Origin of the sequence: Kitasatospora sp. MMS16-BH015 (assembly GCF_002943525.1) — a bacterium.
GTDB lineage: Bacteria > Actinomycetota > Actinomycetes > Streptomycetales > Streptomycetaceae > Kitasatospora.
This window is the reverse complement of record NZ_CP025394.1, coordinates 6,588,426-6,613,924: the sequence shown is the minus strand read 5'-3', so window position 1 is coordinate 6,613,924 and position 25,499 is coordinate 6,588,426. Positions and strand designations below refer to the sequence as shown.

General features: G+C 72.5%; 25 protein-coding genes and 1 pseudogene. 14 read left to right on the top strand and 12 right to left on the bottom strand.

What is annotated here, in order from left to right; genetic code table 11:
* Positions 1-122: 122 nt before the first annotated feature.
* Complete coding sequence (gene serB / locus CFP65_RS28460) at positions 123-1,367, top strand: phosphoserine phosphatase SerB (protein WP_254553129.1); 1,245 nt, start codon at positions 123-125, stop codon at positions 1,365-1,367.
* Positions 1,368-1,481: 114 nt separating this feature from the next.
* On the opposite strand, the gene CFP65_RS28455 is transcribed toward serB, so the two are convergent.
* Positions 1,482-2,009 carry a histidine phosphatase family protein gene (locus CFP65_RS28455; protein ID WP_104818860.1) on the bottom strand — a complete coding sequence of 176 codons (528 nt, stop codon included), beginning with the start codon at positions 2,007-2,009 and terminating at the stop codon, positions 1,482-1,484.
* A 199-nt stretch (positions 2,010-2,208) separates the two neighbouring features.
* On the opposite strand from CFP65_RS28455, the gene CFP65_RS28450 reads away from it, so the two are divergent.
* Positions 2,209-4,407: an MMPL family transporter gene (locus tag CFP65_RS28450; RefSeq protein WP_104818859.1), complete on the top strand. Its 2,199-nt coding sequence runs from the start codon at positions 2,209-2,211 to the stop codon at positions 4,405-4,407.
* On the opposite strand, the gene CFP65_RS41280 is transcribed toward CFP65_RS28450, so the two are convergent.
* Both CFP65_RS41280 and CFP65_RS28445 read right to left on the bottom strand, forming a co-directional pair.
* Positions 4,408-4,530 (bottom strand): SGM_5486 family transporter-associated protein, encoded by a 123-nt coding sequence (locus CFP65_RS41280; RefSeq protein WP_254552617.1) that lies wholly within the window; start codon positions 4,528-4,530, stop codon positions 4,408-4,410.
* A 384-nt stretch (positions 4,531-4,914) separates the two neighbouring features.
* Complete coding sequence (locus CFP65_RS28445) at positions 4,915-6,189, bottom strand: MFS transporter (RefSeq protein WP_254552616.1); 1,275 nt, start codon at positions 6,187-6,189, stop codon at positions 4,915-4,917.
* An 82-nt stretch (positions 6,190-6,271) separates the two neighbouring features.
* On the opposite strand from CFP65_RS28445, the gene CFP65_RS28440 reads away from it, so the two are divergent.
* Positions 6,272-6,943, top strand: a complete 672-nt coding sequence (locus CFP65_RS28440) for a FadR/GntR family transcriptional regulator (RefSeq protein WP_104818857.1) — start codon at positions 6,272-6,274, stop codon at positions 6,941-6,943.
* Between the two features lie 163 nt (positions 6,944-7,106).
* Here CFP65_RS28440 and fabI read toward each other — a convergent pair whose 3' ends face one another.
* Both fabI and fabG read right to left on the bottom strand, forming a co-directional pair.
* Complete coding sequence (fabI, locus tag CFP65_RS28435; protein ID WP_104818856.1) at positions 7,107-7,874, bottom strand: enoyl-ACP reductase FabI; 768 nt, start codon at positions 7,872-7,874, stop codon at positions 7,107-7,109.
* 2 nt (positions 7,875-7,876) lie between these two features.
* On the bottom strand, positions 7,877-8,596 hold the full coding sequence (fabG, locus tag CFP65_RS28430) for a 3-oxoacyl-[acyl-carrier-protein] reductase (protein ID WP_104818855.1): 720 nt from the start codon (positions 8,594-8,596) through the stop codon (positions 7,877-7,879).
* Positions 8,597-8,982: 386 nt separating this feature from the next.
* Between fabG and CFP65_RS28425 the strand changes: the two genes are divergently transcribed.
* From CFP65_RS28425 to CFP65_RS28410, 4 genes are all read left to right on the top strand, one after another.
* Complete coding sequence (locus tag CFP65_RS28425; protein WP_104818854.1) at positions 8,983-10,107, top strand: MBL fold metallo-hydrolase; 1,125 nt, start codon at positions 8,983-8,985, stop codon at positions 10,105-10,107.
* A 161-nt stretch (positions 10,108-10,268) separates the two neighbouring features.
* Positions 10,269-11,798 (top strand): TldD/PmbA family protein, encoded by a 1,530-nt coding sequence (locus tag CFP65_RS28420; RefSeq protein WP_104818853.1) that lies wholly within the window; start codon positions 10,269-10,271, stop codon positions 11,796-11,798.
* A complete protein-coding gene (locus CFP65_RS28415; protein WP_104818852.1) occupies positions 11,798-13,189 on the top strand; it encodes a metallopeptidase TldD-related protein in 1,392 nt (463 codons plus the stop codon). The genes CFP65_RS28420 and CFP65_RS28415 overlap by 1 nt, the downstream gene beginning before the upstream one ends.
* A 71-nt stretch (positions 13,190-13,260) precedes the next feature.
* The gene (locus tag CFP65_RS28410; RefSeq protein WP_256387286.1) at positions 13,261-13,794 is read left to right on the top strand and encodes an RNA 2'-phosphotransferase; all 534 of its coding nucleotides are present in this window, start codon (positions 13,261-13,263) and stop codon (positions 13,792-13,794) included.
* 26 nt (positions 13,795-13,820) lie between these two features.
* Here CFP65_RS28410 and CFP65_RS28405 read toward each other — a convergent pair whose 3' ends face one another.
* Positions 13,821-14,087 (bottom strand): GlsB/YeaQ/YmgE family stress response membrane protein, encoded by a 267-nt coding sequence (locus CFP65_RS28405; protein WP_104818851.1) that lies wholly within the window; start codon positions 14,085-14,087, stop codon positions 13,821-13,823.
* Positions 14,088-14,263: 176 nt separating this feature from the next.
* Between CFP65_RS28405 and CFP65_RS28400 the strand changes: the two genes are divergently transcribed.
* The 3 genes from CFP65_RS28400 (at position 14,264) to CFP65_RS28390 (ending at position 15,712) form a co-directional block, all read left to right on the top strand.
* On the top strand, positions 14,264-14,599 hold the full coding sequence (locus CFP65_RS28400) for a DUF3099 domain-containing protein (RefSeq protein WP_168219637.1): 336 nt from the start codon (positions 14,264-14,266) through the stop codon (positions 14,597-14,599).
* A gap of 278 nt (positions 14,600-14,877) precedes the next feature.
* Positions 14,878-15,111 carry a hypothetical protein gene (locus tag CFP65_RS28395; protein WP_104818849.1) on the top strand — a complete coding sequence of 78 codons (234 nt, stop codon included), beginning with the start codon at positions 14,878-14,880 and terminating at the stop codon, positions 15,109-15,111.
* Positions 15,112-15,157: 46 nt separating this feature from the next.
* The gene (locus CFP65_RS28390; protein ID WP_104818848.1) at positions 15,158-15,712 is read left to right on the top strand and encodes a Uma2 family endonuclease; all 555 of its coding nucleotides are present in this window, start codon (positions 15,158-15,160) and stop codon (positions 15,710-15,712) included.
* Positions 15,713-15,794: 82 nt separating this feature from the next.
* On the opposite strand, the pseudogene CFP65_RS42205 reads toward CFP65_RS28390, so the two are convergent.
* From CFP65_RS42205 to CFP65_RS28360, 6 genes and pseudogenes are all read right to left on the bottom strand, one after another.
* Positions 15,795-16,250: pseudogene (locus tag CFP65_RS42205) on the bottom strand (DUF6879 family protein); the annotation flags it as partial.
* A 40-nt stretch (positions 16,251-16,290) separates the two neighbouring features.
* Positions 16,291-16,524: a hypothetical protein gene (locus tag CFP65_RS28380; protein ID WP_104818847.1), complete on the bottom strand. Its 234-nt coding sequence runs from the start codon at positions 16,522-16,524 to the stop codon at positions 16,291-16,293.
* Positions 16,525-16,631: 107 nt separating this feature from the next.
* Entirely contained in the window at positions 16,632-17,621 is a 990-nt protein-coding gene (moaA, locus tag CFP65_RS28375; protein WP_217368191.1) for a GTP 3',8-cyclase MoaA, read from the bottom strand.
* Between the two features lie 100 nt (positions 17,622-17,721).
* On the bottom strand, positions 17,722-19,365 hold the full coding sequence (locus CFP65_RS28370) for a cation acetate symporter (protein WP_104818845.1): 1,644 nt from the start codon (positions 19,363-19,365) through the stop codon (positions 17,722-17,724).
* Complete coding sequence (locus CFP65_RS28365) at positions 19,362-19,736, bottom strand: DUF485 domain-containing protein (protein ID WP_174805579.1); 375 nt, start codon at positions 19,734-19,736, stop codon at positions 19,362-19,364. Before CFP65_RS28365 ends, CFP65_RS28370 begins: the two co-directional genes overlap by 4 nt.
* A gap of 222 nt (positions 19,737-19,958) precedes the next feature.
* Complete coding sequence (locus CFP65_RS28360) at positions 19,959-21,002, bottom strand: zinc-dependent alcohol dehydrogenase family protein (protein WP_104818844.1); 1,044 nt, start codon at positions 21,000-21,002, stop codon at positions 19,959-19,961.
* A 160-nt stretch (positions 21,003-21,162) separates the two neighbouring features.
* On the opposite strand from CFP65_RS28360, the gene CFP65_RS28355 reads away from it, so the two are divergent.
* The 4 genes from CFP65_RS28355 to CFP65_RS28335 all read left to right on the top strand — a co-directional run bounded on the left by CFP65_RS28355 (position 21,163) and on the right by CFP65_RS28335 (position 25,469).
* Positions 21,163-22,164: a DEDDh family exonuclease gene (locus tag CFP65_RS28355; protein ID WP_104818843.1), complete on the top strand. Its 1,002-nt coding sequence runs from the start codon at positions 21,163-21,165 to the stop codon at positions 22,162-22,164.
* Positions 22,165-22,208: 44 nt separating this feature from the next.
* Positions 22,209-23,021: an SURF1 family protein gene (locus tag CFP65_RS28350; protein WP_104818842.1), complete on the top strand. Its 813-nt coding sequence runs from the start codon at positions 22,209-22,211 to the stop codon at positions 23,019-23,021.
* Between the two features lie 90 nt (positions 23,022-23,111).
* Positions 23,112-24,356, top strand: a complete 1,245-nt coding sequence (locus CFP65_RS28345; RefSeq protein ID WP_104818841.1) for a serine hydrolase — start codon at positions 23,112-23,114, stop codon at positions 24,354-24,356.
* 351 nt (positions 24,357-24,707) lie between these two features.
* On the top strand, positions 24,708-25,469 hold the full coding sequence (locus tag CFP65_RS28335) for an SDR family oxidoreductase (protein ID WP_104818840.1): 762 nt from the start codon (positions 24,708-24,710) through the stop codon (positions 25,467-25,469).
* The last annotated feature ends 30 nt before the right edge of the window (positions 25,470-25,499 follow it).

Sequence of the window (25,499 nt, the reverse complement as noted above, 5' to 3'; positions counted from 1 at the left end):
GTGACCCAGCTGGTGCAGGCGGCACCTCGCGGCGGGAGCCCACCGGCGGGGTGTCCCACGGGGCGGACGGGTGCGCGGCACCGAGTGCCGCGCCCGGTAGCGTGGGGCCCACCATGAACGCTATGCCTCCGGCCGCTGCGCCCGCCCCCGCCGACCAGCCCCGGACCTTTGACGACGAGCGCACGCTGCTGGTCAAGGTGTTCGGCAAGGACCGTCCCGGTATCACCACCGGCCTGTTCGCCACCCTCGCCGACTTCGGGGTCGAGGTGATCGACCTGGAGCAGCTCGTGACCCGGGGGCGGATAACGCTCTGCGCCCTGGTCACTCCCCCGCCCGGCGGCTCGCCCGAGGCCGAGGGGGCACTGCGGGTCACCGTGCACCGCTGGGCCGAGGAGCAGCGCCTCCAGGCCGAGATCATCTCCGGCATCGGCGACAACGCCCCGCGCCGCGAGGGCCGTTCGCACGTCACCGTGCTCGGCCACCCGCTCACCGCCGCCGCCGTCTCCGCCCTGGCCGCCCGGATCACCGAGATGGGCGGCAACATCGACCGCATCTTCCGGCTCGCCAAGTACCCGGTGGTCGCGGTGGAGCTGGCCGTCTCGGGCGTGGCCACCGAGGAGCTGCGCCCGGCGCTGGTCGCCGAGGCCGCGGCCCAGCACGTGGACCTCGCGGTGGTGCAGGCCGGTCTGCACCGGCGGGCCAACCGGCTGGTGGTGATGGACGTGGACTCCACACTCATCCAGGACGAGGTGATCGAGCTCTTCGCGGGCCACGCGGGCTGCGAGGACAAGGTCGCCGAGATCACCTCGGCGGCGATGCGCGGCGAGCTGGACTTCGCCGAGTCGCTGCGGGCCCGGGTGGCCCTGCTGGCCGGTCTTGACGCCTCCGTCACCGAGAAGGTCCGGGCCCAGGTCCGGTTCACGCCGGGCGCGCGGACCCTGATCCGTACGCTCCAGCGGCTGGGCTACCAGGTGGCGATCGTCTCGGGTGGCTTCACCCAGGTCACCGACCACCTGGTCGAGCAGCTGGGCCTGGACTTCGCGGCGGCCAACACCCTGGAGGTGGTGGACGGCAAGTTCACCGGCCGGGTGACCGGCGAGATCGTCGACCGGGCGGGCAAGGCGCGGTGGCTTCGGCGGTTCGCCGAGCAGGCGCGGGTGCCGCTGGAGCAGACGGTGGCGATCGGGGACGGCGCGAACGACCTCGACATGCTCAACGCGGCCGGGATGGGCGTGGCGTTCAACGCCAAGCCGGTGGTGCGGGAGGCCGCCGACACGGCGGTGAACGTGCCGTTCCTGGACACGGTGCTGTACCTGCTGGGGATCACGCGGGAAGAGGTCGAGGCGGCGGACGCGGTGGCCGACTGAGTCGGACTGCCACCGGGGGGCGCGGGGAAGCTGTGCGAGCGGCGTGCACCGAGGTGCTTGGCTGGTCGCGCAGTTCCCCGCGCCCCTGATAGTGCAACTACCTCGCGGCCCGAATTACTCGACCGGGGTGTGGAAAGCGTCGAGCTGGGCGATGCCCGGCTCGACGGCGGACCAGGGGCCGGCGAAGCTGAGCATCGCGATCCCGGCGGTGGGGAAGCCGGCCAGGCTGAGGCGCTTGAGGGCGTCCGGGTCGCCGGTGTCGCCCGCGAGGACCTGGCTGAGGCCGAGCACGCCCGGGTTGTGGCCGACCAGGAGGAGGTCGGTGTACTCCTCGGGGGTCTCCTGGAGGACGGCGATGATCTCGCCGGGGCTGGCCTCGTAGACCCGCTCCTCGTAGACCGTGCGGCGCACCCGCTTGGGCAGCTCGTGGCCGGCCAGCTTCCAGGTCTCCCTGGTGCGCAGGGCGGTGGAGCAGAGCACGTAGTCGGGGTTGGCGCCGGAGTCGGCGAGCCACTGGCCGGCCTCCGCGGCCTGCACGCGGCCGCGGTCGGCGAGCGGGCGCTCGTGGTCGGCGACCTGGTCGGGCCAGTCCGCCTTCGCGTGACGGAGAACGATGATCCTTCGGGGGGTGTCGGCGCTCATACTCCAAGAGCTTTCCAGAAAATCCCGCCCCGGGCGCGGCGCCCCCGGGGAGCACCACCCGCAGGAGTGGGGCGGCTCCGGAGCGTGCCCGGCCCGGGCCACCGATGGCCGCCTAGAACTGAGCCTCACCGCCCGGCTCGCCCGATGCTCGTAGGAGCATCGGGCGAGCGGCCCGTTCGGGCGCGGTGGAGGCAACGACGTGTCGACTTATCTCTTCCGGCTCGGCCGGTGGTCCTTCGGGCACCGGCGGACGGTGCTCGGGGTCTGGCTGCTGCTGGCGGCGCTGGCGGTGGTGCTGGGCACGGTGAGCGGCGGCAAGACCAACGACTCGTTCACCATCCCCGGCACCGAGTCGCAGCAGACGGCCGATCTGCTCAAGCGCACCATGCCGGCCCTGGCGGGTGGTCAGACCCAGCTGGTCTTCGCCGCCCCCGCCGGCGGGAAGATCACCGACGCCGGGCCCAAGGGCGGGGTCGAGGCCGCGCTGGCGCAGGTGCGGGGCGTGCCGCAGGTGGCCTCGGCCGCCGACCCGTACCCGGCGGGCATCTCCCCCGACGGGCAGCTGGCGCTGGTCACCGTGCAGTGGACCGAGCAGCCGGCCGACGTGAAGGACGCCTCGCTGGACGACCTGCAGCAGGCCGTGCTGCCCGCCCGGCAGGCCGGGGTGCAGACGGAGTACTCCGGCAGCGTCTTCCCCGGCTGGCGGCTGGTGCCCTCCGAACTGCCGGAGGTCATCGGCCTGGTGGTGGCCTTCCTTGTGCTGCTGGTCACCTTCGGCTCGCTGGTGGCCGCCGGGCTGCCGATCCTCACCGCGATCCTGGGCGTGGCCGTCACCCTGATGACGGTCACCGCGCTGGCGGCCGTCACCAACATCGCCTCTACCTCCACCACCGTCGCGGTGATGCTGGGCCTGTCCTGCGGGATCGACTACGGCCTGTTCATCCTGTTCCGGCACCGCAACCAGGTGCTGCGCGGGATGCCGCTGGAGGACTCGGCGGCGCTGGCCGTCGGCACGGCGGGCGGCTCGGTGGTCTTCGCCGCGCTCACCGTGATCATCGCGCTCTGCGGCATGGCCGTGGTCGGCATCCCGTTCCTGACCGTGATGGGCCTGGCCGGGGCCGGGGCGGTGCTGATGGCGCTGCTGATCGCGATCACCCTGCTGCCCGCGCTGCTCGGCTTCGCCGGCACCCGGATCACCTCCTTCGTGAGCACCCGGCTGCGGCCGGGCCACCACGAGCAGGTGGCCAAGACCTCGGCCGCCGAATCCCCGCACACCCTGGGCGCGCGGTGGGCCCGGTTCGTGGTGCGGCACCGGGTCTGGGTGGCGCTGAGCGGGGTGGGCCTGCTGGTGCTGCTCGCCGTGCCGGCCTTCTCGATGGAGCTCGGCCTGCCCAGCAGCGCCTCCCAGCCCACCTCGAAGACCCAGCGCAAGGCCTACGACCTGATCAGCGAGCACTTCGGCCCCGGCTTCAACGGCCCGCTGCTCGTGGTCACCGAGACCGGGGTGCCCTCCGCCGCCGTCCAGGGCCTGGCCACCACGCTGGCCGGTCAGCCCGACGTCGCGGTGGCGCTGCCGCTCGCGGCCAACCCGCAGGTGGCCATCGTGCAGGTGGTGCCCAAGAGCGGTCCGAACGATCCGGCCACGGCCGGTCTGGTACACGGGCTGCGGGACAACCGGGCGGCGATCGAGGCCAGCGTGGGCGGCGCCCAGGTGCTGATCGGCGGCACCACCGCCTCCAACATCGACGTCTCGCAGAAGCTCTCCGATGCCCTGCCGGTCTTTCTGGTCGTGGTGGTCGGGCTGGCCTTCGTGCTGCTGACGCTGGCCTTCCGGACCATCCTGGTGCCGATCAAGTCGATCGTCGGCTTCCTGCTGTCGGTGACCGCCGCGTTCGGCGCGCAGGTGGCGATGTTCCAGTGGGGCTGGGGGCGGCGGATCTTCGACATCACGCCGACCGAGACGATCAGCTTCCTCCCGCTGATCATGCTGGCGATCATCTTCGGGCTCTCCAGCGACTACGAGGTCTTCGTGGTCTCCCGGATCAAGGAGGACTTCACCCTGAACGGCGACGCCCGCGCGGCTGTCGAGAACGGCACCGCCCGCTCGGCCCGGGTGGTCACCGCGGCGGCGCTGATCATGTTCTCGATCTTCGTCGCCTTCATGTTCACCAGCGACCCGATCATCAAGGCGATCGGCTTCAGCTTCGCCACCGGCGTCTTCCTGGACGCCTTCGTGGTGCGGCTCACTGTGGTGCCCGCCGTGATGGCGATCATCGGCGCGAAGATCTGGTACCACCCCGACTGGTTCGCCCGCTACGTCCCCGACCCGGACATCGAGGGCACCCGCCTGGAGGAGCACCTCGGCCTCGTCCACGAGGAGCCGGCGCGGAGCCGCTGACTAGCCGAGGCTCGCCGCGACGGAGGCGACGATCGCGACCACGACCACGACGGCGGCGATGGCACCGAGCAGCTGGAGCAGCTTCTTCTGGCCGTTCGGGGGATTCGGTTCAAGGACACCCATGCCGGTGAGTCTCGCACCCCGAACAGCCCCGGACGAAACCGGGGCCCGGGCCTTGACCAGCTCTTGGGCTCGGCCGGGGCGCCCGGCCCGCGGGCGCCCCGGGAGGCCGGACCAGGTAGCGCTGGCCCAGGGCGAGCAGGAACCTGTCCCACTCGTGCTGGGCGTTGATGCGCTTGAGTACGGACAACGGCAGACGGTGTACGTCGTCGTCGCGAAGCATGGGCACCTCCGTCAAAGGCGCGGGACGGTCCCCGCGCCTCGCCGGAAATTCTCGACCGCACCGCCCGGGCCCGCCCCCGGGACATGCGGGAGCCCGCTCCGCCACCGGATGCACTCGGCCGGAGCCGGGCGCCCCCTGCGGCCGAGGTGCGCGCCCCGGTGGGGTCAGGCCTCGTCCTCGATGTGGCGGGGGCGGGCGGCCCGGGCGCCGGTGAGGATCTGGGGGACGAGGAGCAGGGCCAGGAAGCCCAGCGGCAGGTACCAGGCGTGGGTGTGCTGGTAGAGGGTGCCGATGATGATCGGGCCAGGGATGGAGATCAGGTAGCCGAGGCCCTGGGCGAAGGCGGAGAGCTGGGCGACCCCACCCGGGGTGCGGGCGCGCAGGCCGATCATGGTCAGGGCCAGCGGGAAGGCGCACATCGAGAGGCCGACCAGGGTGGCCCAGACCCAGGGGGCGCGGTCGGCCGCGAGAGCGAGACCGGTGTAGCCGGCAATGCCGCAGAGCCCGAGGACCACCACGAACAGGCGCTGGTCGCCGCGGCGCACCGCGAGGTTGGGGAGGATGAACGAGGCCGGGATGCCGATCGCCATCACGTACGCGAGCAGCACGCCCGAGGTGCCGGCCGAGACGCCCGAGTCCTGGTAGATCTGCGGCAGCCAGCCCATGGTGGCGTACGCGCTGGTGGCCTGGAGGCCGAGGAAGAGGGCGAGGGCCCAGGCGGTGCGGCTACGTAGGATCGGCAGCTTGTCGGCCGCCCGGGAGCCGGCCGAGTCGCCGCGCTCGCGGCGCAGCACCGCGACCACCAGCCAGACCACCAGCGCGGCGGCGGCCAGGATGCCCCAGACGCCGAGGCCGATCCGCCAGCTGCCGCCGAGGGCGCTGGTGAGCGGCACGGTGACGGCGGCGGCCAGGGCCGTGCCGGCCGAGAGCGCCATCGAGTAGAGGCCGATCATCGGGCCGACCCGGTCCGGGAAGTACCGCTTGATGACCACGGGGATCAGCACGTTGGAGACGGCCACCCCGGCCAGCGCCAGCGCGGTGAGCAGCAGGAAGACGGCGGTGCCGCCCGCGAAGGAGCGGGCCACCACGCCGAGCGCGATGGCGCCCATGCCGGCGGTGACCACCAGGATCGGGCCGAGCCGGCGGGCCAGCGCGGGGGCGGCCAGGCCGAAGACGGCGAAGCAGAACGAGGGCACGGCGGTGAGCAGCCCGGCCACGGTGGCGCTCATGCCGAGGTCGGTGCGGACCTTGTCGAGCATGGGGCCGAGGCTGGTGACCACCGGGCGGAGGTTGAGGGCGGCGAAGGCGATGGCGAAGGCCAGCAGCCAGCCGAGGCGGGCCGCCTTGCCGGCGGGCCGGGCGGACTCGGCCGACCGGGCGGGGTCGGTGGTCGGTGGGGTGGTCGGCTCTGGGGTGGTGGTCTCGACAGTGGTCGGCATAGCGCCCATCATAGAATCATGGGATGAATTAATGCACCCCGCTATTCTGGTCACAGTCAGTACTCGTTCAGGAGAGGGAGCCATGGGGCTGTCGACGACCCGCCGCACGCCGCTGTCCGACCAGGTGATCGCCCAGCTACGGGCCCAGATCACCTCGGGCGAGTGGCCGGTCGGCTCGCGGATCCCCACCGAGGCCGCCCTGGTCGAGCAGCTCGGGGTGGCCCGCAACACCGTCCGCGAGGCCGTCCGGGCGCTCGCCCACAACGGGCTGCTGGACATCCGGCAGGGCTCGGGCACCTACGTGCTCGCCACCAGCGAGCTGGCGGGGGTGATGCACCGCCGCTTCGCGGACGCCGACCAGGAGCAGGTGGCCGAATTGCGCTCGATGCTGGAGACCTCGGCGGCCGGCCTGGCGGCAGCCCGCCGCACCGACCGCGACCTGGAACTCCTGGAGACAGCGCTGGCCCGCCGCGAGGCCGCCTGGACGGCCGGTGACCCGGAGGACTTCGTCCAGGCCGACGCCGCCTTCCACCAGGCCGTGGTGGCCACCGCCCACAACGACGTCATCGCGGCGGTCTACGCGGACCTCGGCGAGGTACTGCGGGCGCACCTGCGGCACGACGTGGGGCCGGAGCTGATCGCCGAGAAGTACCTGGGCCACGGCGGCATCCTGGAGGCGATCCGCCGCGGCGACGCGGCCGCAGCGTCCTATGAGGCGGGACGCTCGATCGGGAACTGCAAAGGTGATGGATAGGGGCGCGGGGAACTGCGCGCCCAGCCCGGTGGCATGCCGTACTGATGCACAGATGCCCACCTGCACCATCAACGGATAGTGCAAGTGGGCATCTGTGTAAAACGGGATCAGAGTGCAGGGTTGGCCGCGCCGTTCCCCGCGCCCCTGATAGTGCAACTGGCCGTCAGGCGCCCATTGCGTGGAGGCCGCCGTCGACGTGGATGATCTCGCCGGTGGTCTTGGGGAACCAGTCGGAGAGGAGCGCGACGACGCCGCGGGCGGCGGGCTCCGGGTCGGTGAGGTCCCACTTGAGCGGGGAGCGGTGCTCCCAGGTCTCGGCCAGCTTGTCGAAGCCCGGGATGGACTTGGCGGCCATCGAGCCGAGCGGGCCGGCGGAGATCAGGTTGCAGCGGATGTCGCGGTCGCCCAGGTGGCGGGCGAGGTAGCGGGAGGTGGACTCCAGCGCGGCCTTGGCCGGGCCCATCCAGTCGTACTGCGGCCAGGCGACCTGCGCGTCGAAGTCCATGCCGACCACGGAGCCGCCGTCCTGCATGAGCGGGAGGCAGGCCATGGTGAGGGACTTCAGCGAGTACGCGGAGACGTGCATCGCGGTGGCGACCGACTCCCACGGGGTGTTCAGGAAGTTGCCGCCCAGGGCGTCCTGCGGGGCGAAGCCGATCGAGTGGACCACGCCGTCCAGGGTCGGCAGGTGCTCGCGGACGCGGTCGGCCAGGCTGTCCAGGTGCTCGGCGTTGGTGACGTCGAGCTCCAGGACGACGGGCGGGTTCGGGAGCCGCTTGGCGATCCGCTCGACCAGGCTCAGACGGCCGAAGCCGGTGAGCACGATCTCGGCGCCCTGCTCCTGCGCGAGCTTCGCGACGTGGAAGGCGATGGAGGACTCGATGAGCACCCCAGTGATGAGGATGCGCTTGCCTTCGAGGATTCCGCTCATGCTCAGTGACCCATGCCCAATCCGCCGTCCACGGGAATGACGGCTCCGGTGATGTATGCGGCCTCGTCCGACGAGAGGAAGCGCACCACGGACGCGATCTCGGCGGGGTCGGCGTACCGGCCGAGCGGCACGCTCGACACGATCTCGGTGCGGCGCTCCTCGCTGAGCACCGCAGTCATGTCGGTGGCCACGAAGCCGGGGGCGACCACGTTGACCGTGATGTTGCGCTGCCCCAGCTCGCGCGCCAGCGACCTGGCGAAACCTACCAGCCCGGCCTTGGAGGCGGCGTAGTTCGCCTGGCCGGTCGAGCCCAGCAGACCCACCACGGAGGAGATCAGCACGACGCGGCCCTTGCGGGCGCGCATCATCTTCGAGGAGGCCCGCTTGACCACGCGGAAGGCGCCGGTGAGGTTGGTGTCGACGACGGAGGTGAAGTCGTCCTCGGTCATCCGCAGCAGGAGCATGTCCTTGGTGATGCCGGCGTTGGCGACGAGCACCTCGACCGGGCCGTGAGCGGCCTCGATCTCGGTGAAGGCGGCGTCCACCTGCGCGGTGTCGTTGATGTCCGCGCGGACGGCCATGACCTCGTACTTGGCCAGCTCCGCGGGCACCTCGCCCGAACGGCTGGTGATGGCGACCTTGTCCCCCGCCTCGGCGAAGGCCAGGGCGATCGCGAGGCCGATGCCCCGGTTACCTCCGGTGACGAGAACCGAGCGGCTCAACGATCCACCTCTCTCCTGGTTGACGGCGGCCGTGGCGGAGGACACGGTGTGTGCCCGGCCAGGCCGCGACGGCACGCGGCATACGCGTACGCAGTGTGACGCTATCGGTCCGGTCCATACTGCGGCGGGTCCAGCTCCCACAGGCCGGGACAGCCCGATCTGTCGCATCCCGACAATCGGTGCCCGGCTTGACACGCTGGTGAAACGCTCGGCGACCGGCTCGTGACCGGTTGCCGTCGCGGGAACAACCCGTCGGCCGAGGCCGTTGCCTTCAGGGCCCCGGATGCGCGACGGTGTCGCACAGGGCGACCGCGCGGCACGTGCATCCGCACGTGCAGGCCCGGCGGCCCGGCCCCGTTGGACGACTGACGAGAGCGAAGAGACGGATGAGCGAGCACCGATCCGGCAAGAGGCTGACCCGCCTGGCCCTGGCCGCCCTCGCGGCCGGCGGCGCCGCCTGGGCCCTGCGGGACGTCCCCGCGGCCCTCGGCCGGCGCCCCGACGGGCGCTCGGCCCGGATCCGCAACTCGCCCCAGTACCGCGACGGCGTCTTCCACAACGCCCCCTCCGAGCTGGCCGGCCCAGCCGCCGCCCCGCCGTTCGACCGCGAGACGCTGCGCCGGCTGGTCAACGACCGCCACCTGGGCCGGCCGGCCCACCCGGTGCCGCTGATCCGGCCCGGCCACGCCGGTCCGGCCGCCGAGGGCGTCGAGGTGATCTGGTACGGGCACGCCTCGGCCCTGGTGGAGATCGAGGGCAACCGGGTGCTGCTCGACCCGGTCTGGAGCGACCGGTGCTCGCCCTCCGCGCACCTGGGCCCCAAGCGGCTGCACCCGGTGCCGGTGGAGCTCGCCCAGCTGCCCCGGGTGGACGTGGTGCTCATCTCCCACGACCACTACGACCACCTCGACATGGAGACCGTCCGCCGGCTGACCGACAGCCAGTCGGCGCCGTTCGCGGTGCCGCTGGGCATCGGCGGCCACCTGCGGCGCTGGGGCGTGCCCGAGCACCGGATCATCGAGCTGGACTGGGACGAGACCTGCACCCTGGGCGAACTGACCGTCACCCTCACCTCGGCGCACCACTTCTCCGGCCGGGCCACCACCCGCAACACCACGCTCTGGGGCTCCTGGGTGATCGCCGGGCCGACCCGCAAGGTCTACTACACCGGCGACTCGGGGTACTTCGAGGGCTACTCGGCGATCGGCGCGCAGCACGGGCCGTTCGACGCGGCGCTGGTGCAGATCGGGGCGTACGACCAGGCCTGGTCCGACATCCACATGACGCCGGAGGACGCCGTCCGGGCCCACCTGGACCTCAAGGCGGGGCTGCTGGTGCCGGTGCACTGGTGCACGTTCAACCTGGGGCTGCACCCGTGGGCCGAGCCGGTGGAGCGGCTGCTGGCGGAGGCCAAGGCGCAGGACGTGCGGGTCGCGGTGCCGCGGCCCGGCGAGCGGGTGGACGTGGACTCGCCGGTGGAGCCGGACGGGTGGTGGGAGCTTTCGAGCTGAGCGGGACTCTCCTCAGTACGTGGATGCCCGCGCCGTTCCCCGCGCCCCTGGTAGTGCAACTGCGGGGTGCGAGTGACGGTGCGACAACTCGGTGGCAGTCTGCCCCTGCGAAAGGCGATGATGCGAGGCGGAGAATTCCGTACTCGACTTCAGGGAGCCCGATGCCGCCGACAGCCCGCGCCGTCGACCCGCTGTTCCTCGCCTACCCGCTCGACGCCCTCGCCGACGCGGCCCTCTCCCGCGCCCGGGAGCTCGGGGCCGCGCACGCCGACTTCCGGCTGGAGCGCGTGCGCAGCGCCTCCTGGCGGCTGCGGGACGCGCGCCTCGCCGGGAGTTCGGACACCGTGCAGCTCGGCTTCGCCGTCCGGGTGCTGCTGGACGGGGCCTGGGGCTTCGCCGCCGGGGTCGACCTCGACCCGGCCTCGGCGGCGAAGGTGGCCGAGCAGGCCGTCGCCGTGGCGCGGCTCTCCGGCGGGATCAGCCGGGCCGCCGGGGCGCCCCCGGTGGAGCTGGCCGAGGAGCCCGTGCACAAGGACGCCACCTGGGTCTCCGCGTACGAGGTGAACCCCTTCGAGGTCGCCCCGGCCGAGAAGACGGCGCTGCTCGCCGAGTGGAGCAGCCGGCTGCTGGCCGCCGAGGGCGTGAGCCACGTCCAGGCGCAGCTGCTCGCGGTGCAGGAGAACAAGTTCTACGCCGACACGGCGGGCACCCGCACCACCCAGCAGCGGGTCCGGGTGCACCCGCACCTGGAGGCCACCTCGGTGGACGAGAAGACCGGGGCCTTCGACTCGATGCGCACCATCGCGCCGCCGGTCGGCCGCGGCTGGGAGTACCTGCTGGGCACCGGCTGGGACTGGGACGCGGAGCTGGCCGAGCTGCCCACCCTGCTGGCCGAGAAGATGAAGGCCCCGAGCGTCGAGGCCGGCCGCTACGACCTGGTGATCGACCCGTCCAACCTCTGGCTGACCATCCACGAGTCGATCGGCCACGCCACCGAGCTGGACCGGGCACTGGGCTACGAGGCGGCCTACGCGGGCACCTCCTTCGCCACCTTCGACCAGCTCGGCAAGCTGCAGTACGGCTCCGAGCTGATGCACGTCACCGGTGACCGCACCGCCGAGCACGGCCTCTCCACCGTCGGCTACGACGACGAGGGCGTGGCCGCGCAGTCCTGGGACCTGGTCAAGGACGGCGTGCTGGTCGGGTACCAGCTCGACCGGGCGATGGCAAAGCTCCAGGGCCTGGGCCGCTCCAACGGCTGCGCCTTCGCCGACGCGCCCGGCCACGTGCCGGTGCAGCGGATGGCCAACGTCTCGCTCCAGCCGGTGGCCGGCGGCCCCGACACGGCCGGGCTGTTCGAGGGCGTGGAGAAGGGCCTGTACATCGTCGGCGACCGGTCCTGGTCGATCGACATGCAGCGCTACAACTTCCAGTTCACCGGCCAGCGCGCGTACGCGATTCGCAACGGCAAGCTGGCGGGCCAGGTCAAGGACTTCGCCTACCAGGCCACCACCACCGACTTCTGGGGCTCGATGAGCGCCGTCGGCGGCCCGCAGACCTACGTGCTCGGCGGTGCCTTCAACTGCGGCAAGGCCCAGCCCGGCCAGGTCGCCGCCGTCTCGCACGGCTGCCCCTCGGCGCTCTTCCGGGGCGTCAACGTGCTCAACACCCAGCAGGAGGCGGGTCACTGATGACCACTCAGCCGCACGAACTCGTCGAAGCCGCGCTGGCCCTCTCGCAGACCGACGGCTGCGTGGTCATCGCCACCGAGTCCTCCACCGCCAACCTGCGCTGGGCGGGCAACGCGCTCACCACCAACGGCGTCACCCGGGGCCGCAGCCTCACCGTGATCGCCACCGTGGAGCTCCCCGAGGGCACCGCCTCCGGTGTGGTCTCCCGGGAGGCCGTCACGCTGGCCGAGGTCGAGGGCCTGGTCCGGGACGCCGAGGCGGCCGCCCGCGCGGCCGGCCCCGCCGAGGACGCCCAGCCGCTGGTGCCGGCCGGCCCGGCCTCGGCCGACTTCACCGCGCCGCCGGCCACCACCTCGATCGAGGTCTACGCCGAGTTCGCCCCGGCGCTGGGCGCCGCCTTCGCCCGGGCCCGCGAGGCCGGGCAGCTGCTCTACGGCTTCGCCAACCACGTGGTGGAGAGCAGCTACCTGGGCACCTCCACCGGCCTGCGGCTGCGCCACGACCAGCCCACCGGCACCGTGGAGCTCAACGCCAAGACGGCCGACCTCACCGCCTCGGCCTGGGTCGGCGCGGCCACCCGCGACTTCACCGACGTGGACCTGGCCGCCCTGCACACCGAGCTGACCCGCCGCCTCGGCTGGGGCGCCCGCCGGATCGACCTCCCGGCCGGCCGGTACGAGACCCTGCTGCCGCCCTCGGCCGTCTCCGACCTGTTCGTCGTCCAGTCCTGGCACTCCAGCGGCCGGGACGCGGCCGAGGGGCAGACGGTCTTCTCCAAGGCCGGAGGCTCGACCCGGGTGGGCGAGAAGCTCAGCCCGCTGCCGCTCACCCTGCGCTCCGACCCGGCCGCGCCGGGCCTGGAGGCCGCGCCCTTCGTGCTGACCCACAGCTCGAACGACATGTCGGTCTTCGACAACGGCCTGCCGATCGCCGCCACCGACTGGCTCCGCGACGGCGAGCTCACCGGCCTCTTCACCACCCGCCACACCGCGGGGCTGACCGGCCTGCCGGTCCGCCCGCCGGTGGACAACCTGATCATGGAGACGGCCGACCAGGAGGCCGCGCCGACCCTGGACGAGATGATCGCCGGCACCGAGCGCGGCCTGCTGCTCACCTGCCTCTGGTACATCCGCGAGGTGGACCCGGCGGCCCTGCTGCTCACCGGCCTCACCCGGGACGGCGTCTACCTGATCGAGAACGGCGAGGTGGTCGGCGCCGTCAACAACTTCCGCTTCAACGAGTCCCCGGTCGACCTGCTCGGCCGGATCACCGAGGTCGGCAAGACCCAGCAGTGCCTGCCCCGCGAGTGGGGCGACTGGTTCACCCGGGCGGCCATGCCGCCGGTCCGGGTGCCGGACTTCAACATGAGTTCGGTCAGCCAGGCCTCGTAGCCGTTCTCGGCGGGCGCGCAGCCTTGGCGCTGCGCGCCCCTCCCCTCCGAAATCCGAAAGGAACCCCCTACTTGCTCGACGAGAAACGGACCGTCAAGGTCTCCAAGCGGATGGCCAAGGTGCTGCGGCACGACCCGGGCTCCGTCGGTCTCACCCTGGACGAGGCCGGCTGGGTGCCGGTCGCCGAGCTGCTCGCCGCCCTCGGGCTGGCGCGGGCGGAGCTCGACCACGTGGTGGCCACCAACAACAAGAAGCGGTTCGCCTTCTCGGCGGACGGCCTGCGGATCCGCGCCAGCCAGGGGCACACCCTGGAGGTCGACCTCGGCCTGGCCGCCGCCACTCCCCCGCCGGTGCTCTACCACGGCACCACCGGCCGCTCGCTGGCCTCGATCTACACCGAGGGCCTGCGCCCGATGAGCCGCCAGGACGTGCACCTCTCGGCCGACCGCGAGACGGCCGTCCGGGTCGGCTCCCGCCACGGCCGCCCGGTGGTCCTGCTGGTGGACACCGCGGCGATGGCCGCCGCGGGCCACGTCTTCCGGCTCAGCGAGAACGGCGTCTGGCTCACCGACGCGGTGCCCCCGGCCTACCTCACCGAGGGCTAGGCCGCCGCCTCCCGCTTTCCTCCGGCTCACGCTTTCTTCCGGGCGCTCCACATCGGCTCGGCCAGCATGATGATCACCACGGCGGCGGCGACCTGGAAGAGGTGCCGCCACCAGTCGATGCCCCGGGTGTCCGCCACCCCGAAGACATGGGCGATCAGGTTGCCCACGATCGCCCCGGCCATGCCGAGCAGCATGGTCAGCCAGAGCGGGATGCTCTGCTTGCCGGGGATCAACAGCCGTGCGATCCCACCGAGGATCAGGCCCTCGATCAGGGCCGAGATGATTGCCCACATGCGGTGCTCCCTCGGGGCCGCGGCCACCGCCCTTCGGCGCCGCTCCCCTCTCGGAGACCAGTTTTTGCCCTGTACGACCCACCCGCACCCCGGGCCACCCGCCCGGCGTCATGCGGCGTACCGTGAAGCGAGCGGTCCCGCAAACGGGCGCCGGGCACGGACGAGGGCGGTATGGCATGGGCGACAAGAGCACCGAGGTGTTCCGGATCACCGGGGCGCGGACGGGCCTGACCGAGGACGTGCGGGGCCGGCAGCGGCGGTACGTGGTGTCGATGCTGATCCGTACCGTCTGCGTGCTGGCCGGCGTCGCGCTCTGGGACGTGCAGCGGTACTGCGCGATCGCCGCGCTGATCTGCGCCGTCCTGATGCCGTACTTCGCCGTGCTGATCGCCAACGCCGGCCGGGAGCGGGCCCCCGGCCTGCCGAGCACCTTCGCCGTCTCCCCCGAGACCCCGCTCATGCTCGGCCCTGGCGGCACCGGCGGCGGGGGCGGCGCCCCGGCCGAGCGGTAGCGTCCCACCGGGGCCGCGGCTAGAAGCATGCTCAAATCTCATGTCCGTTTCGCCCCGCTATGCTGGCCTCTGACGGCCGGAAAGCTCAAAACAACCTCAGATTAATCATGGAAGACCTAGCCAGCAGGGGGGCAAGCCGTGACATACTGCGTACGCGCTCCGCATCCCCCGTCGGAGCGACAGACCGACGCCGGGCGGCTCCCCCCGTGGCTGCCCGGCGTCGTCGTCATTCCGTGCCGGCCGCTCTCCTCACCGAATCTCCCCAGGACGGCCCCACGATGAACCTCTTCGGCCCCACTTCCGACGGCCCCGACGGCCCCCCGATCTGCTCCGGCAAGGGCTGCCGCCTCCCCGCCGTCTGGGTCCTGGTCTGGAACAACCCCAAGCTCCACACTCCCGACCGCCGCAAGACCTGGCTCGCCTGCGAGGACCACCGCGAGCACCTCTCCCAGTTCCTCAGCGTCCGCGGCTTCCTGAAGGAGACCGTCTCGCTCGCCGAGTTCACGGAGTAGCAGCCAGTACGCTGGGTAACGCAGGCACGACACCCGGGAGCCAAGCATGAGCGCGCAGCCCATCGCGTACGGCGACGTGGACCACGAGGCCGCACTGAAATACGCCGTGCAGCTCATCGACCACCGGTGGGCCCAGGTCATCGAGGGGCGGATCGTGCTGATGTCACCCCTGTGGGACCACGAGCGGATCGCGGCCCGCATCCGTCGCCAGCTCGACCAGCGCGTGGACGAACTCGACTGCCTCACCGGCTCCGGCAACCTCGACCTGCCCGGTTCGCCGAACTGGTACATGCCCGACTTGGCCGTCATCCCCGAAGCCCTCGCGCTGGGCGCGGCCGCCCTCACCCCCGACCAGACCCTGCTGGTCGTCGAAGTCACCTCCGAGTCGAACGGTGACACCGACCGCGTCACCAAGCGCAAGCGCTACGCCCAGTACGGCGCCCCGCTCTACCTGCTCGCCGACCGGCAGCGCCGCGAGTGCACCCTCTTCGCCGAGCCGCACGACCTCGGCTACGCCGTCGTGGACGGCCCGCACCCCTTCGGCACGCCGATCCGCCTGCCCGAGCCGTTCGGCCTGACTCTCGACACCACCGGCTTCTGACCGCCCGCTCGCGCCCCCGCCGCCGCCGAGCGAACACGCCCGGCTCCCCGGCCTGCCCACCCCGCTGCACTCCACCGCCGCGCTCGATGCGTGAGCACTTCGACTCGTGCCACCCGGCCAGAGCGGCCAGCGCCCGCGCGGTGAGCCCAGAGTCCTTCCGGATCTCGCGCAGGCGCCGGCCCAGGTCCTCCGGTGCCGTGGCCTCGCCGTCGCCGTCGAAGTGGTTCACCAGGAGCAACTGGTCATCGAAGAGCCAGAAGTCGTTCCCCGGCAGGGCCAGATCGGTCGCCCGCCTGCGGGGAAGCCATCGGACCTCCTCGCCGGCCGCCAGGTTCAGTCCGGCGGTGATCTCGTACTCGAAGCGCACGTAGTCGCTGACCGGTTCCGAGACGATCCGGGCCCGACGGAAGGAGACGCCCCGACCGCGCGCTTCGGCGAGCATCGCGAACCAGTCGGGCCAACGAGTGGCCGGCTCAAGCCGCGCGCCCGCCTTCCAGGCAATGAACGTCGGGTCCGAGCGCATGGACCCGTCGCGCATCTCCAGGTGCACCGCAGACCGCTGACAGTGCTTCAGCAGCTCACCGAACCTGCTCGGGTCCAGCGGCACGGTTCACCTCCGGGAAGAACTGCATCATGCGCTTCGGGAACTCGATCACGGTCTCGTGCTCGGGGATGTCCAGCTGGGCCAACCGCTCGGCGTCGGTGATCCTCCAGCCCTGGAGTACGTAATTGTCCGTCACGTCGTCGTAGTACACGGTCGGCGAGTTGTTGACCGGAGACTCCGGGTCTTTGCCGAGCCTGTGCAGTGCCATGGTGGGGCTCCTTCGCTGCGGAGGAAGAGCGCTGCGACAGAGCTTGCACCACCAGCCGCCCCGCGTCCCAGGGACTTGCACGGACTTGCGCCGGCAAGCCGGCCGGCTCAGCCGCCGATGGCGGACATGGGGCGGTCGGGCTGGTGGAACTCGGGGTTGTCGATGCCGGCGCCGGCCTTCTTGCCCCACATGGCGGTGCGCCAGAGGGCGGCGAGGTCGGCGTCGGGGGCGCCGGAGCGGAGGGCGGTGCGCAGGTCCGTTTCTCCGGTGGCGAAGAGGCAGTTGCGGACCTGGCCGTCGGCGGTGAGGCGGGTGCGGTCGCAGGCGCGGCAGAACGGGCGGGTGACGGAGGCGATCACGCCGACGGTGGCGGGGCCGCCGTCGATCAGCCAGCGTTCGGCGGGGGCGGCGCCGCGGGCGGCGGAGGGCTCGGGGCTCAGGGCGAAGCGGGCCGAGAGCCGCTCGAGGATCTCCTCGGCGGTGACCATCCGGGAGCGGTCCCAGCCGTGTTGGGCGTCCAGCGGCATCTGCTCGATGAAGCGGAGCTGGTAGCCGTGGTCCAGGCACCAGGCGAGCAGGTCGGCGGCCTCGTGGTCGTTGACGCCCCGCATCAGCACGGCGTTGAGCTTGACCGGGGTGAGGCCGGCGGCCTCGGCGGCGGCCAGGCCGGCGAGGACGTCCTCGTGGCGGTGGCGGCGGGTGAGGGTGAAGAAGGTGTCCGGATCGAGCGTGTCGAGGGAGACGTTGACCCGGTCGAGGCCGGCCGCGTGCAGGGCGGCGGCCGTACGGGCCAGGCCCACGCCGTTGGTGGTGAGGGAGAGCTCGGGGCGGGGCTCCAGGGCGGCGCACGCCTCGACGATCGAGACCAGCCCGGGGCGCAGCATCGGCTCGCCGCCGGTGAAGCGGACCTCGGTGACGCCCAGCTCGCGGACGGCCAGCGAGACCAGGCGGACGATCTCCTCGTCGGTGAGCAGCTCGGGCTTGCCGAGCCAGCTCAGGCCCTCCTCGGGCATGCAGTAGGTGCAGCGCAGGTTGCACCGGTCGGTGAGCGAGACCCGGAGGTCGACAGCCTGACGACCGTAGGTGTCGAGGAGCACGGCGGCCTCCTTCCAGGAGGGGCTGGCCCGGCCCGTCCGTCGGAGCCAGGTGGGGCCGGGCCAGCTTAGCCGCAGTGTCGAGCGGCACCGGGTGCGGACGTCAGTGGGCGCCGAGCCCGGTGAGCGACCTGACCTCCAATTCAGCGTACTTCTCCGGGTCGGCCTGTTCCTTGGAGAGCAGCGTGCCGATGACTCCGGCGAGGAAACCGATCGGGATGGAGATCAGCCCGGGGTTGGAGAGCGGGAACCAGTGGAAGTCGGCGTGCGGGAAGAGCGAGTCCTTGGCCCCGGAGCCGACCGGCGAGAAGAAGACCAGCCCGACCGAGCTGATCAGGCCGGCGTAGACCGAGCTGACCGCGCCGGTGGTGTTGAAGCGCTTCCAGAACAGCGAGTACAGGATGGTCGGCAGGTTGGCCGAGGCGGCCACCGCGAAGGCCAGGGCGACCAGCGCGGCGGTGTTGAGCTTGTCGGCGAAGATGCTGAGCACGATCGCGATCGCGCCGATCGCGACGGCGGCGAGCTTGGCGGCGCCGACCTCCTCGCGCTCGGTGGCCTTGCCGCGCCGGATCACGTTGGCGTAGAGGTCGTGGGCGAAGGAGGACGAGGAGGCCAGGGTGAGCCCGGCGACCACGGCCAGGATGGTGGCAAAGGCGACGGCCGAGATGATCGCCAGCAGCGCCGCGCCGCCGGTGGTGCCGGCCCCGCCGCCCAGGTGCTCGGCGAGCAGGGGGGCGGCCGTGTTGCCCGCGACGTTGGAGGCCTTGATGGTCTTGGGGCCGACCAGCGCGGCGGCGCCGAAGCCGAGGGCCAGCGTCATCAGGTAGAAGACGCCGATGATGCCGATCGCCCAGAACACCGACTTCCGGGCCGCCTTGGCGGTGGGCACGGTGTAGAAGCGGACCAGGATGTGCGGCAGGCCGGCGGTGCCGAGCAGCAGGGCCAGTGCGAGGCTGATGAAGTCCAGCTTGGTGGTGCCGGTCAGGCCGTACTTGAGGCCGGGCTCCAGGAAGTGGTTGCCCTTGCCGCTGGCCGCGGCGGCGGCGCCGAGCAGGCTGGAGAGGTTGAAGTGGTACTTGGCCAGCACCAGGACGGTCATCACGCCGGCGCCGATGATCAGCAGCCCGGCCTTGATGATCTGCACCCAGGTGGTGCCCTTCATGCCGCCGACCACCACGTAGACCACCATCAGCGCGCCGACCGCGACCACCGTCCAGCGCTTGGCGCTGTCGCCGCTGACGCCCAGCAGCAGGGCGACCAGCGAGCCCGCGCCGACCATCTGGGCCAGCAGGTAGAAGATCGAGACGACGATGGTGGAGATGCCCGCGGCGGTGCGCACGGGCCGCTGCCGCATCCGGAAGGCCAGCACGTCGGCCATGGTGTACCGGCCGGAGTTGCGCAGCGGCTCGGCGACCAGCAGCAGGGCGACCAGCCAGGCCACCAGGAAGCCGATCGAGTAGAGGAAGCCGTCGTAGCCGGCGAGCGCGATCACGCCCGCGATGCCGAGGAAGGAGGCAGCGGACATGTAGTCGCCGGAGAGCGCCAGGCCGTTCTGGAAGCCGGTGAAGCCGCGCCCGCCGGCGTAGAAGTCGGAGGCGTCCTTGGTCTGCCGCCCGGCCCAGAGGGTGATGCCGAGGGTGGCGATCACGAAGACGCCGAACAGCGCCAGGGTCAGGCTGCGGTGGTCGCTCGCCGAGCTGGCCAGCTGCACGCCGTGCGCAGCGGTCGTGCCGAGGGGGGAGTTCATTCGCCGGCCTCCCGGGGAGCCACGAGGTTGGTGGGCGCGTACTGCGCGCGGATGGCCGCGGCCGGCGGGTCGAGCCGGCGGCCGGCGTACCGGGCGTACCAGGCGGCGATCGCGAAGGTGCTGGCGAACTGGAGCAGGCCGAGCACCAGGGCGAGGTTGATGTGCCCGAAGAGCTTGGTGGCCATGAAGGACGGCGCGTAGACGGAGAGCAGCGCGTACAGCAGGTACCAGAGCACGAAGCCGGCCGTGACCGGGAAGGCGAAGCCCCGGAAGGACTGCCGCAGGGTGCGGAACTCTTCGGTCTGGTCGATCCGTTGAGCATCCGGAGGGAGCTCCGGGGGCAGTGTCTCGGCAGCTGGCGGGGTGTCCACTCGAGGTCTCCTGTCGCCTTCGGGGTACGCAGACGGTTGCCGGACGTGAGGGACGTCACAGGCAGAGGGTGCCGCTGCATGGTAGAGCGGTCGGAGGTTTACAGAAAGCACCCGACCGGCGGAGCCGTGCGACTTGGCCGAAAACTGATCCGATTACGCCACAAGGGCGACACCCGCCACGGGTGCCGCCCTCGCTGATGAAACGTCACATCTGAACGCGCGTCAGAACGCGATCCGGACTTTCAGGGCCGATCGGTCGTCCATCGCCCGGTAACCCGCCGGGACGCCGTCCAGGTCGACCGTACGGTCGAAGACCAGGCCGGGCTCGATGGTGCCGGCGAGCACGTCGGCGAGCAGCTCGGGGATGTACGCCCGGGCCGGGGCCACGCCGCCGCCGAGGGCGATGTTGCGGTTGAACATCTGGGAGATGTCCACGCCCGCGCTGCCGCCGTGCGGCACGCCGACGTAGCCGACCGCGCCGCCGTCGCGGGTGATCGAGATCGCGGTGCGCATGGACTCCTCGGTGCCCACGGCCTCCAGCACGGCGTGCGCGCCCTGGCCGCCGGTCAGCTCGCGGACGGCCTCGATCGCGGCCTCGCCGCGCTCGGCCACCACGTCGGTGGCGCCGAAGCGGCGGGCGATCGCGGTGCGGGCCTCGTGCCGGCCCAGCGCGATGATCCGGCCCGCGCCCAGGCGCTGCGCGGCGAGCACCCCGCACAGGCCCACCGCGCCGTCGCCCACCACCGCCACGGTGGCGCCGGGGCGCACCCCGGCCGAGACGGCGGCGTGGTGGCCGGTGGCCATCACGTCGGAGAGCGCCAGCAGGTGCGGCAGCAGGGCCTGGTCGGTCTGCGCCTCCTTGGGCAGCTGCACGAGGGTGCCGTCGGCGTGCGGCACGCGGACGGCCTCGCCCTGGCCGCCGTCGGAGCCGATCTCGCCCCAGAAGCCGCCGTGCGGGCAGGAGGTCTGCAGGCCGTCCTTGCAGTAGTCGCAGGTGCCGTCGGACCAGACGAAGGGGGCCACCACGAAGTCGCCCGGCTTCACGCCGGTGACCTCGGCGCCGACCTGCTCGACCACGCCGAGGAACTCGTGGCCGATCCGCTGGCCGGCCTGGCGGGCCGCGACGCCGCGGTAGGCCCACAGGTCACTGCCGCAGATGCAGGCGTTGACCACGCGGACCACCGCGTCGGTCGGCCGCTGGATGACCGGGTCGGGGACCTCCTCGATCCGGATGTCGTTCGGGCCGTGGATGACGGTGGCGCGCATGTGGGTCTTCCTTCGACAGATGGTGCCTAACCCCCATTACGACCATCGGACTTTCCGGCCTATTCCGCCTCCGGGCACACCAGGACGAAATGTCGCGTACGCCACTGCGGGGCCCCCGCGCGGGCCCCGGTGTGGGTGCGCGCCCTTAAGCTGGTTGACCATGCACGCGATCCAGTCACCGAGCGACGACTCCCCGTGGTCCGTAGCCCTGCCCGCGCAGCGCTCCGGCGCCGCCCAGGAGCCCGGCTTCGCCGTGGTCGACGTCGAGACCACCGGCCTCGGCCGCACCGACCGGGTCATCTCCGCCGGTGTCTACCAGCTGGACGCGCAGGGTGAGGTCACCGACCACTGGTACACGCTGGTCAACCCCGAGCGCGACCCGGGCCCGGTCTGGATCCACGGCCTGACCAGCGCGGTGCTGGCCGGCGCCCCGACCTTCCCGGAGATCGCCGGGGAGCTCGCCGCCCGGCTCGACGGCCGGGTGATGGTCGCGCACAACGCGCTCTTCGACTGGAACATGATCTCCCGCGAGTACGCCCGGGCCGGGCTGCGCGCCCCGGTCGAGCAGCGGCTCTGCACCATGGTGCTCTCCCGCGACCTCGGCCTCCCGCTGGCCAACGGCAAGCTGGCCACCCTGGCCGCCTACTTCGGCGTGGAGCAGCGCCAGGCGCACAACGCGCTGGACGACGCCCGGGTGCTCGCCGAGGCCTTCCGGCCCAGCCTGCAGCTGGCCCGCCAGGTCGGGGTGCCGCTGCCGCTGACCAGCTGCGTGGCCGTCACCGACATCGGCGAGCTGGAGGCCGCCGCCCCGGCCGCCGCCGCGCGCGGCTGGTCCTCCTCCTACCGCCCCTCCCGCAAGCGCCCCGCCTGCCCGTACCCGAACCCGGGGCGCTGGCAGGACGGCACCCCGCTGCTCCAGGGCATGCGGGTGGCCATCACCGGCGACACCGCCACCGACCGCGAGCTGCTGGAGGACCGGGCGATCGAGGCCGGTCTGCACATCGCCTCCTCGGTGAGCCGCCTCACCAGCCTGCTGGTCACCAACCAGCCGGACAGCTGGAGCGGCAAGGCCCGCAAGGCCCGCGAGTTCGGCACCCCCGTGGTCGGGGAGGACGCCTTCCTCCAGCTGCTGCGCGAGGTCGCCGCGCACCCCGGGGCCTGACCCCGGTGTCCGGGCGCCCGCGTAAGTGGGCGTAGCGTGCGGTTGTGTACCGATTTCTGCTCTCCCGGCGCTGGGCGGCCATCTTCGTGGTCGCCCTGCTGCTGGTCCCCACGATGATCCGGCTGGGCTTCTGGCAGTACCACCGCCACGAGGCCCGGGTCGCCCGGAACAGCCTCATCGGGGCCAACCTCCAGCACGCCCCCGTGCCGTTCGACTCGCTGAACGCACCCGGGCGCGGCGTGCCGCCCGGCCTGGTCTGGCGGGCGGTGACGGCCACCGGCCGGTACGACGCGGCGCACGAGTTCGTGATCCGCCAGCGCACCGAGCCCGGCGGCAGCAGCATCGGCTTCTTCGTGATCACCCCGCTGGTGCTGGCCGACGGCAAGGGCTCCGTGCTGGTCAACCGGGGCTGGGTCGACTCCCCCGGCGACGCCACCAGCTACCCCGCCGTGCCCGCCCCGCCGAGCGGCACCGTGACCGTCACCGGCCGGCTGCGCGCCGACGAGACCCACGCCTCCACCGGCATCCCGGACCGGGGCGGCCTGCCCCCGCGGCAGTACAAGCTGATCAACAGCGAGGCCCAGGCCAAGGAGACCGGCGCCACCGTCCTCGGCGGCTACCTGGAGCTCGCCTCCGCCGTCCCGCCGGCCGGCAACACCCCGGAGGTGCTGCCCGACCCGGAGCACTCCGACATCGGCCCGCACATGGCCTACGCGATCCAGTGGTGGCTGTTCACCACGCTGATCCCGGTCGGGCTGATCGTGCTGGCCCGCCGCGAGGCGCGGGACCGGCGGGCCGCCGCCGCCAAGGCCGCGGCTGCCGCGGCTACGGAAGAAGCACCCACGCCGGTGGGCTGAGCCGGCCGTGCGGGCTCGACGGGTGAATGTCCGTGCGGGTCGGGTGCCGGCGGGCCGGGCGCGGCGGGTCCTCGTGCCGATACTGCGGGCATGACGCGCTCGCTCCCGAAGTCCCTGCTCCGGCTGGTCACCGCCACCGCGCTGCTCGCCCTCGCCGTCCCGGCCGGCACCGCCTCCGCGACGGGTGACGGTGCGACCGCCGGAGCCGCCGGCCATCGCCGGCCCTGCGTCGGCTCGGCCCGGCCCGCCGACGGGCCGGGCGCCGAGGTGCTGCGGATCGCCGAGCAGGCCAAGGCGGAGCTGGGGCTCAAGTCGGTGGTGCTGCGGGTCACCCGGGACGGCCAGGAGCTGCTCACCACGGCGCTCGGCGAGTCGATGACCGGGGTGCCGGCCCAGCCGGCGATGCACTTCCGCAACGGCAACATCGCGATCAGCTACCTGGGCACCGCCCTGGTGCGCCTGGCCGAACAGGGCAGGGTCGACCTGGACGCCCCCGTCGGCCGGTGGCTGCCCGACCTGCCGCCCGCCCTCGGCGAGCGCTTCACCCTGCGGATGCTCGCCGCCTCGACCACCGGCCTGATCGACTACGTCAAGGACCCGGCCTTCGGCCCGGCGGTCTACGCCGACCCGTTCCGCCAGTGGACCGCCGACGAGCTGACCAGCATCTCCACCGAGGCCGACCTGCTCTACCCGCCGGGCAGCAACTGGAGCTACTCGCACGCCAACTTCGTGCTGCTGGGCGAAGCCCTGGAGGCGCAGACCGGGCTGCGGCTGGACGAGCTGATCAAGGAGCAGGTGCTCGACCCGCTGGGCCTGCACGAGACCGCCAACAGCTACACGCCCGACATCCCCACCCCGGTGCTGCACGCCTTCACCGCCGAACGCGGCACCTACGAGGAGTCCACCTTCTGGAACCCCTCCTGGACCACCGCCCCGGGCGCCGTGGAGACCACCGACATCTGCGACCTGGCCCGCTCGGCCGTCGGCATCGGCTCCGGCGAGCTGCTCTCCCCGGCGGGCCTGCGCACCTTCCTCGACCCCGGCACGGTGGGCCTCGGCCACCCCACCAAGGACTGCCCGGCCACCCTCTGCATCCCCCAGACCGAGGCCACCCACTACGGCCTGGGCATCCTCACCCTCGGCGACTGGGTCTCCCAGCACCCCCTCTTCTTCGGCTACTCCGCCTCCCAGGACTACCTCCCCTGCGACCACCTCGCCATCGCCGTGGCCACCACCAACAACCCCACCGCCCCCGGCGGCCACACCGCCCACACCATCGCCCAACGCATCGCCGCCGCCCTCTCCCCCGACCACCCGATCCCCGACTTCGGCTGAGGCGCCGACCGTCGGAAGGCGACCTCCCGGCGGTCCTGGTCGACCGGTGCAGGCCGGTCGGGCGGGCGCACGGGGCACGCCTGGCGAGGCTCGCCGGCCGGCAGCTGACCGGGTTCGCGCTGGTGCGGTTCGCCGAGGACGGGGAGTGGTTCGCCGACTGCCCGGTGGTGCTGGACTTCGACGGTCTCCAGCTGGAGGTCTGCCACCGGCAGCTCGACAACCTCTCGACCTCGACGAGAACCTCATCGAGGTCGGAACGGCCCGTCCGGAGTACCTCCGGCACCGACTGGACCGGTGACCCAGAGCGGCGAATGACCGGGCCTCTCGTCATGCGCTGCATAGAGTTGGGCCATGGATCTTGGGTTGCGGGACAGGGTGTACGTGGTGACCGGCGCGACGCGGGGGCTCGGGTTCGCCTCGGCGCGGGAGTTGGTGGCGGACGGGGCGCGATTGGTGTTGAGCGGGCGGACCGAGGAGTCGGTGGCGGCGGCCCTGAGTGAGCTCGGGGCGGCCGACCTGGTGCACGGGGTGGTGGCGGACAACGGGGACCCGGCCACGGCCGAGCGGCTGTTCGCGGCGGCGCGGGAACGGTTCGGGAGGGTGGACGGGGTGCTGATCAGCGTCGGCGGCCCGGCCGCCGGGCCGGTCACCGGGGCCGGGGACGAGGTCTGGCGGGGCGCGTTCGAGTCGGTCTTCCTCGGCGCGCTGCGGATCGCCCGGACGGCGGCCGAGCAGCTCGGCGAGGGCGGGGTGATCGGGTTCGTGCTCTCCGGCTCGGTCCGCGAGCCGATCGCGGGCCTCGGCGTCTCCAACGGCCTGCGCCCCGGCCTCGCGATGGCCGCCAAGTCGCTGGCCGACGAGCTCGGTCCGCGCGGCATCCGCGTGGTCGGCCTGCTGCCGGCCCGGATCGACACCGACCGGGTGCGGGAGCTCGACGCGCTGAGCGGCGACGCCGCCGCCGCGCGTGAGCGGCACAGCCAGGCCATCCCGCTGCGGCGCTACGGCACCCCGGAGGAGTTCGGCCGCACCGCGGCCTTCCTGCTCTCGCCCGCCGCCTCGTACCTCACGGGTGTGATGGTGCCGGTGGACGGCGGCGCCCTGCGCGGCCTCTGAGCCGGCCGGGCTCAGGTGCTCCGGCCCGGC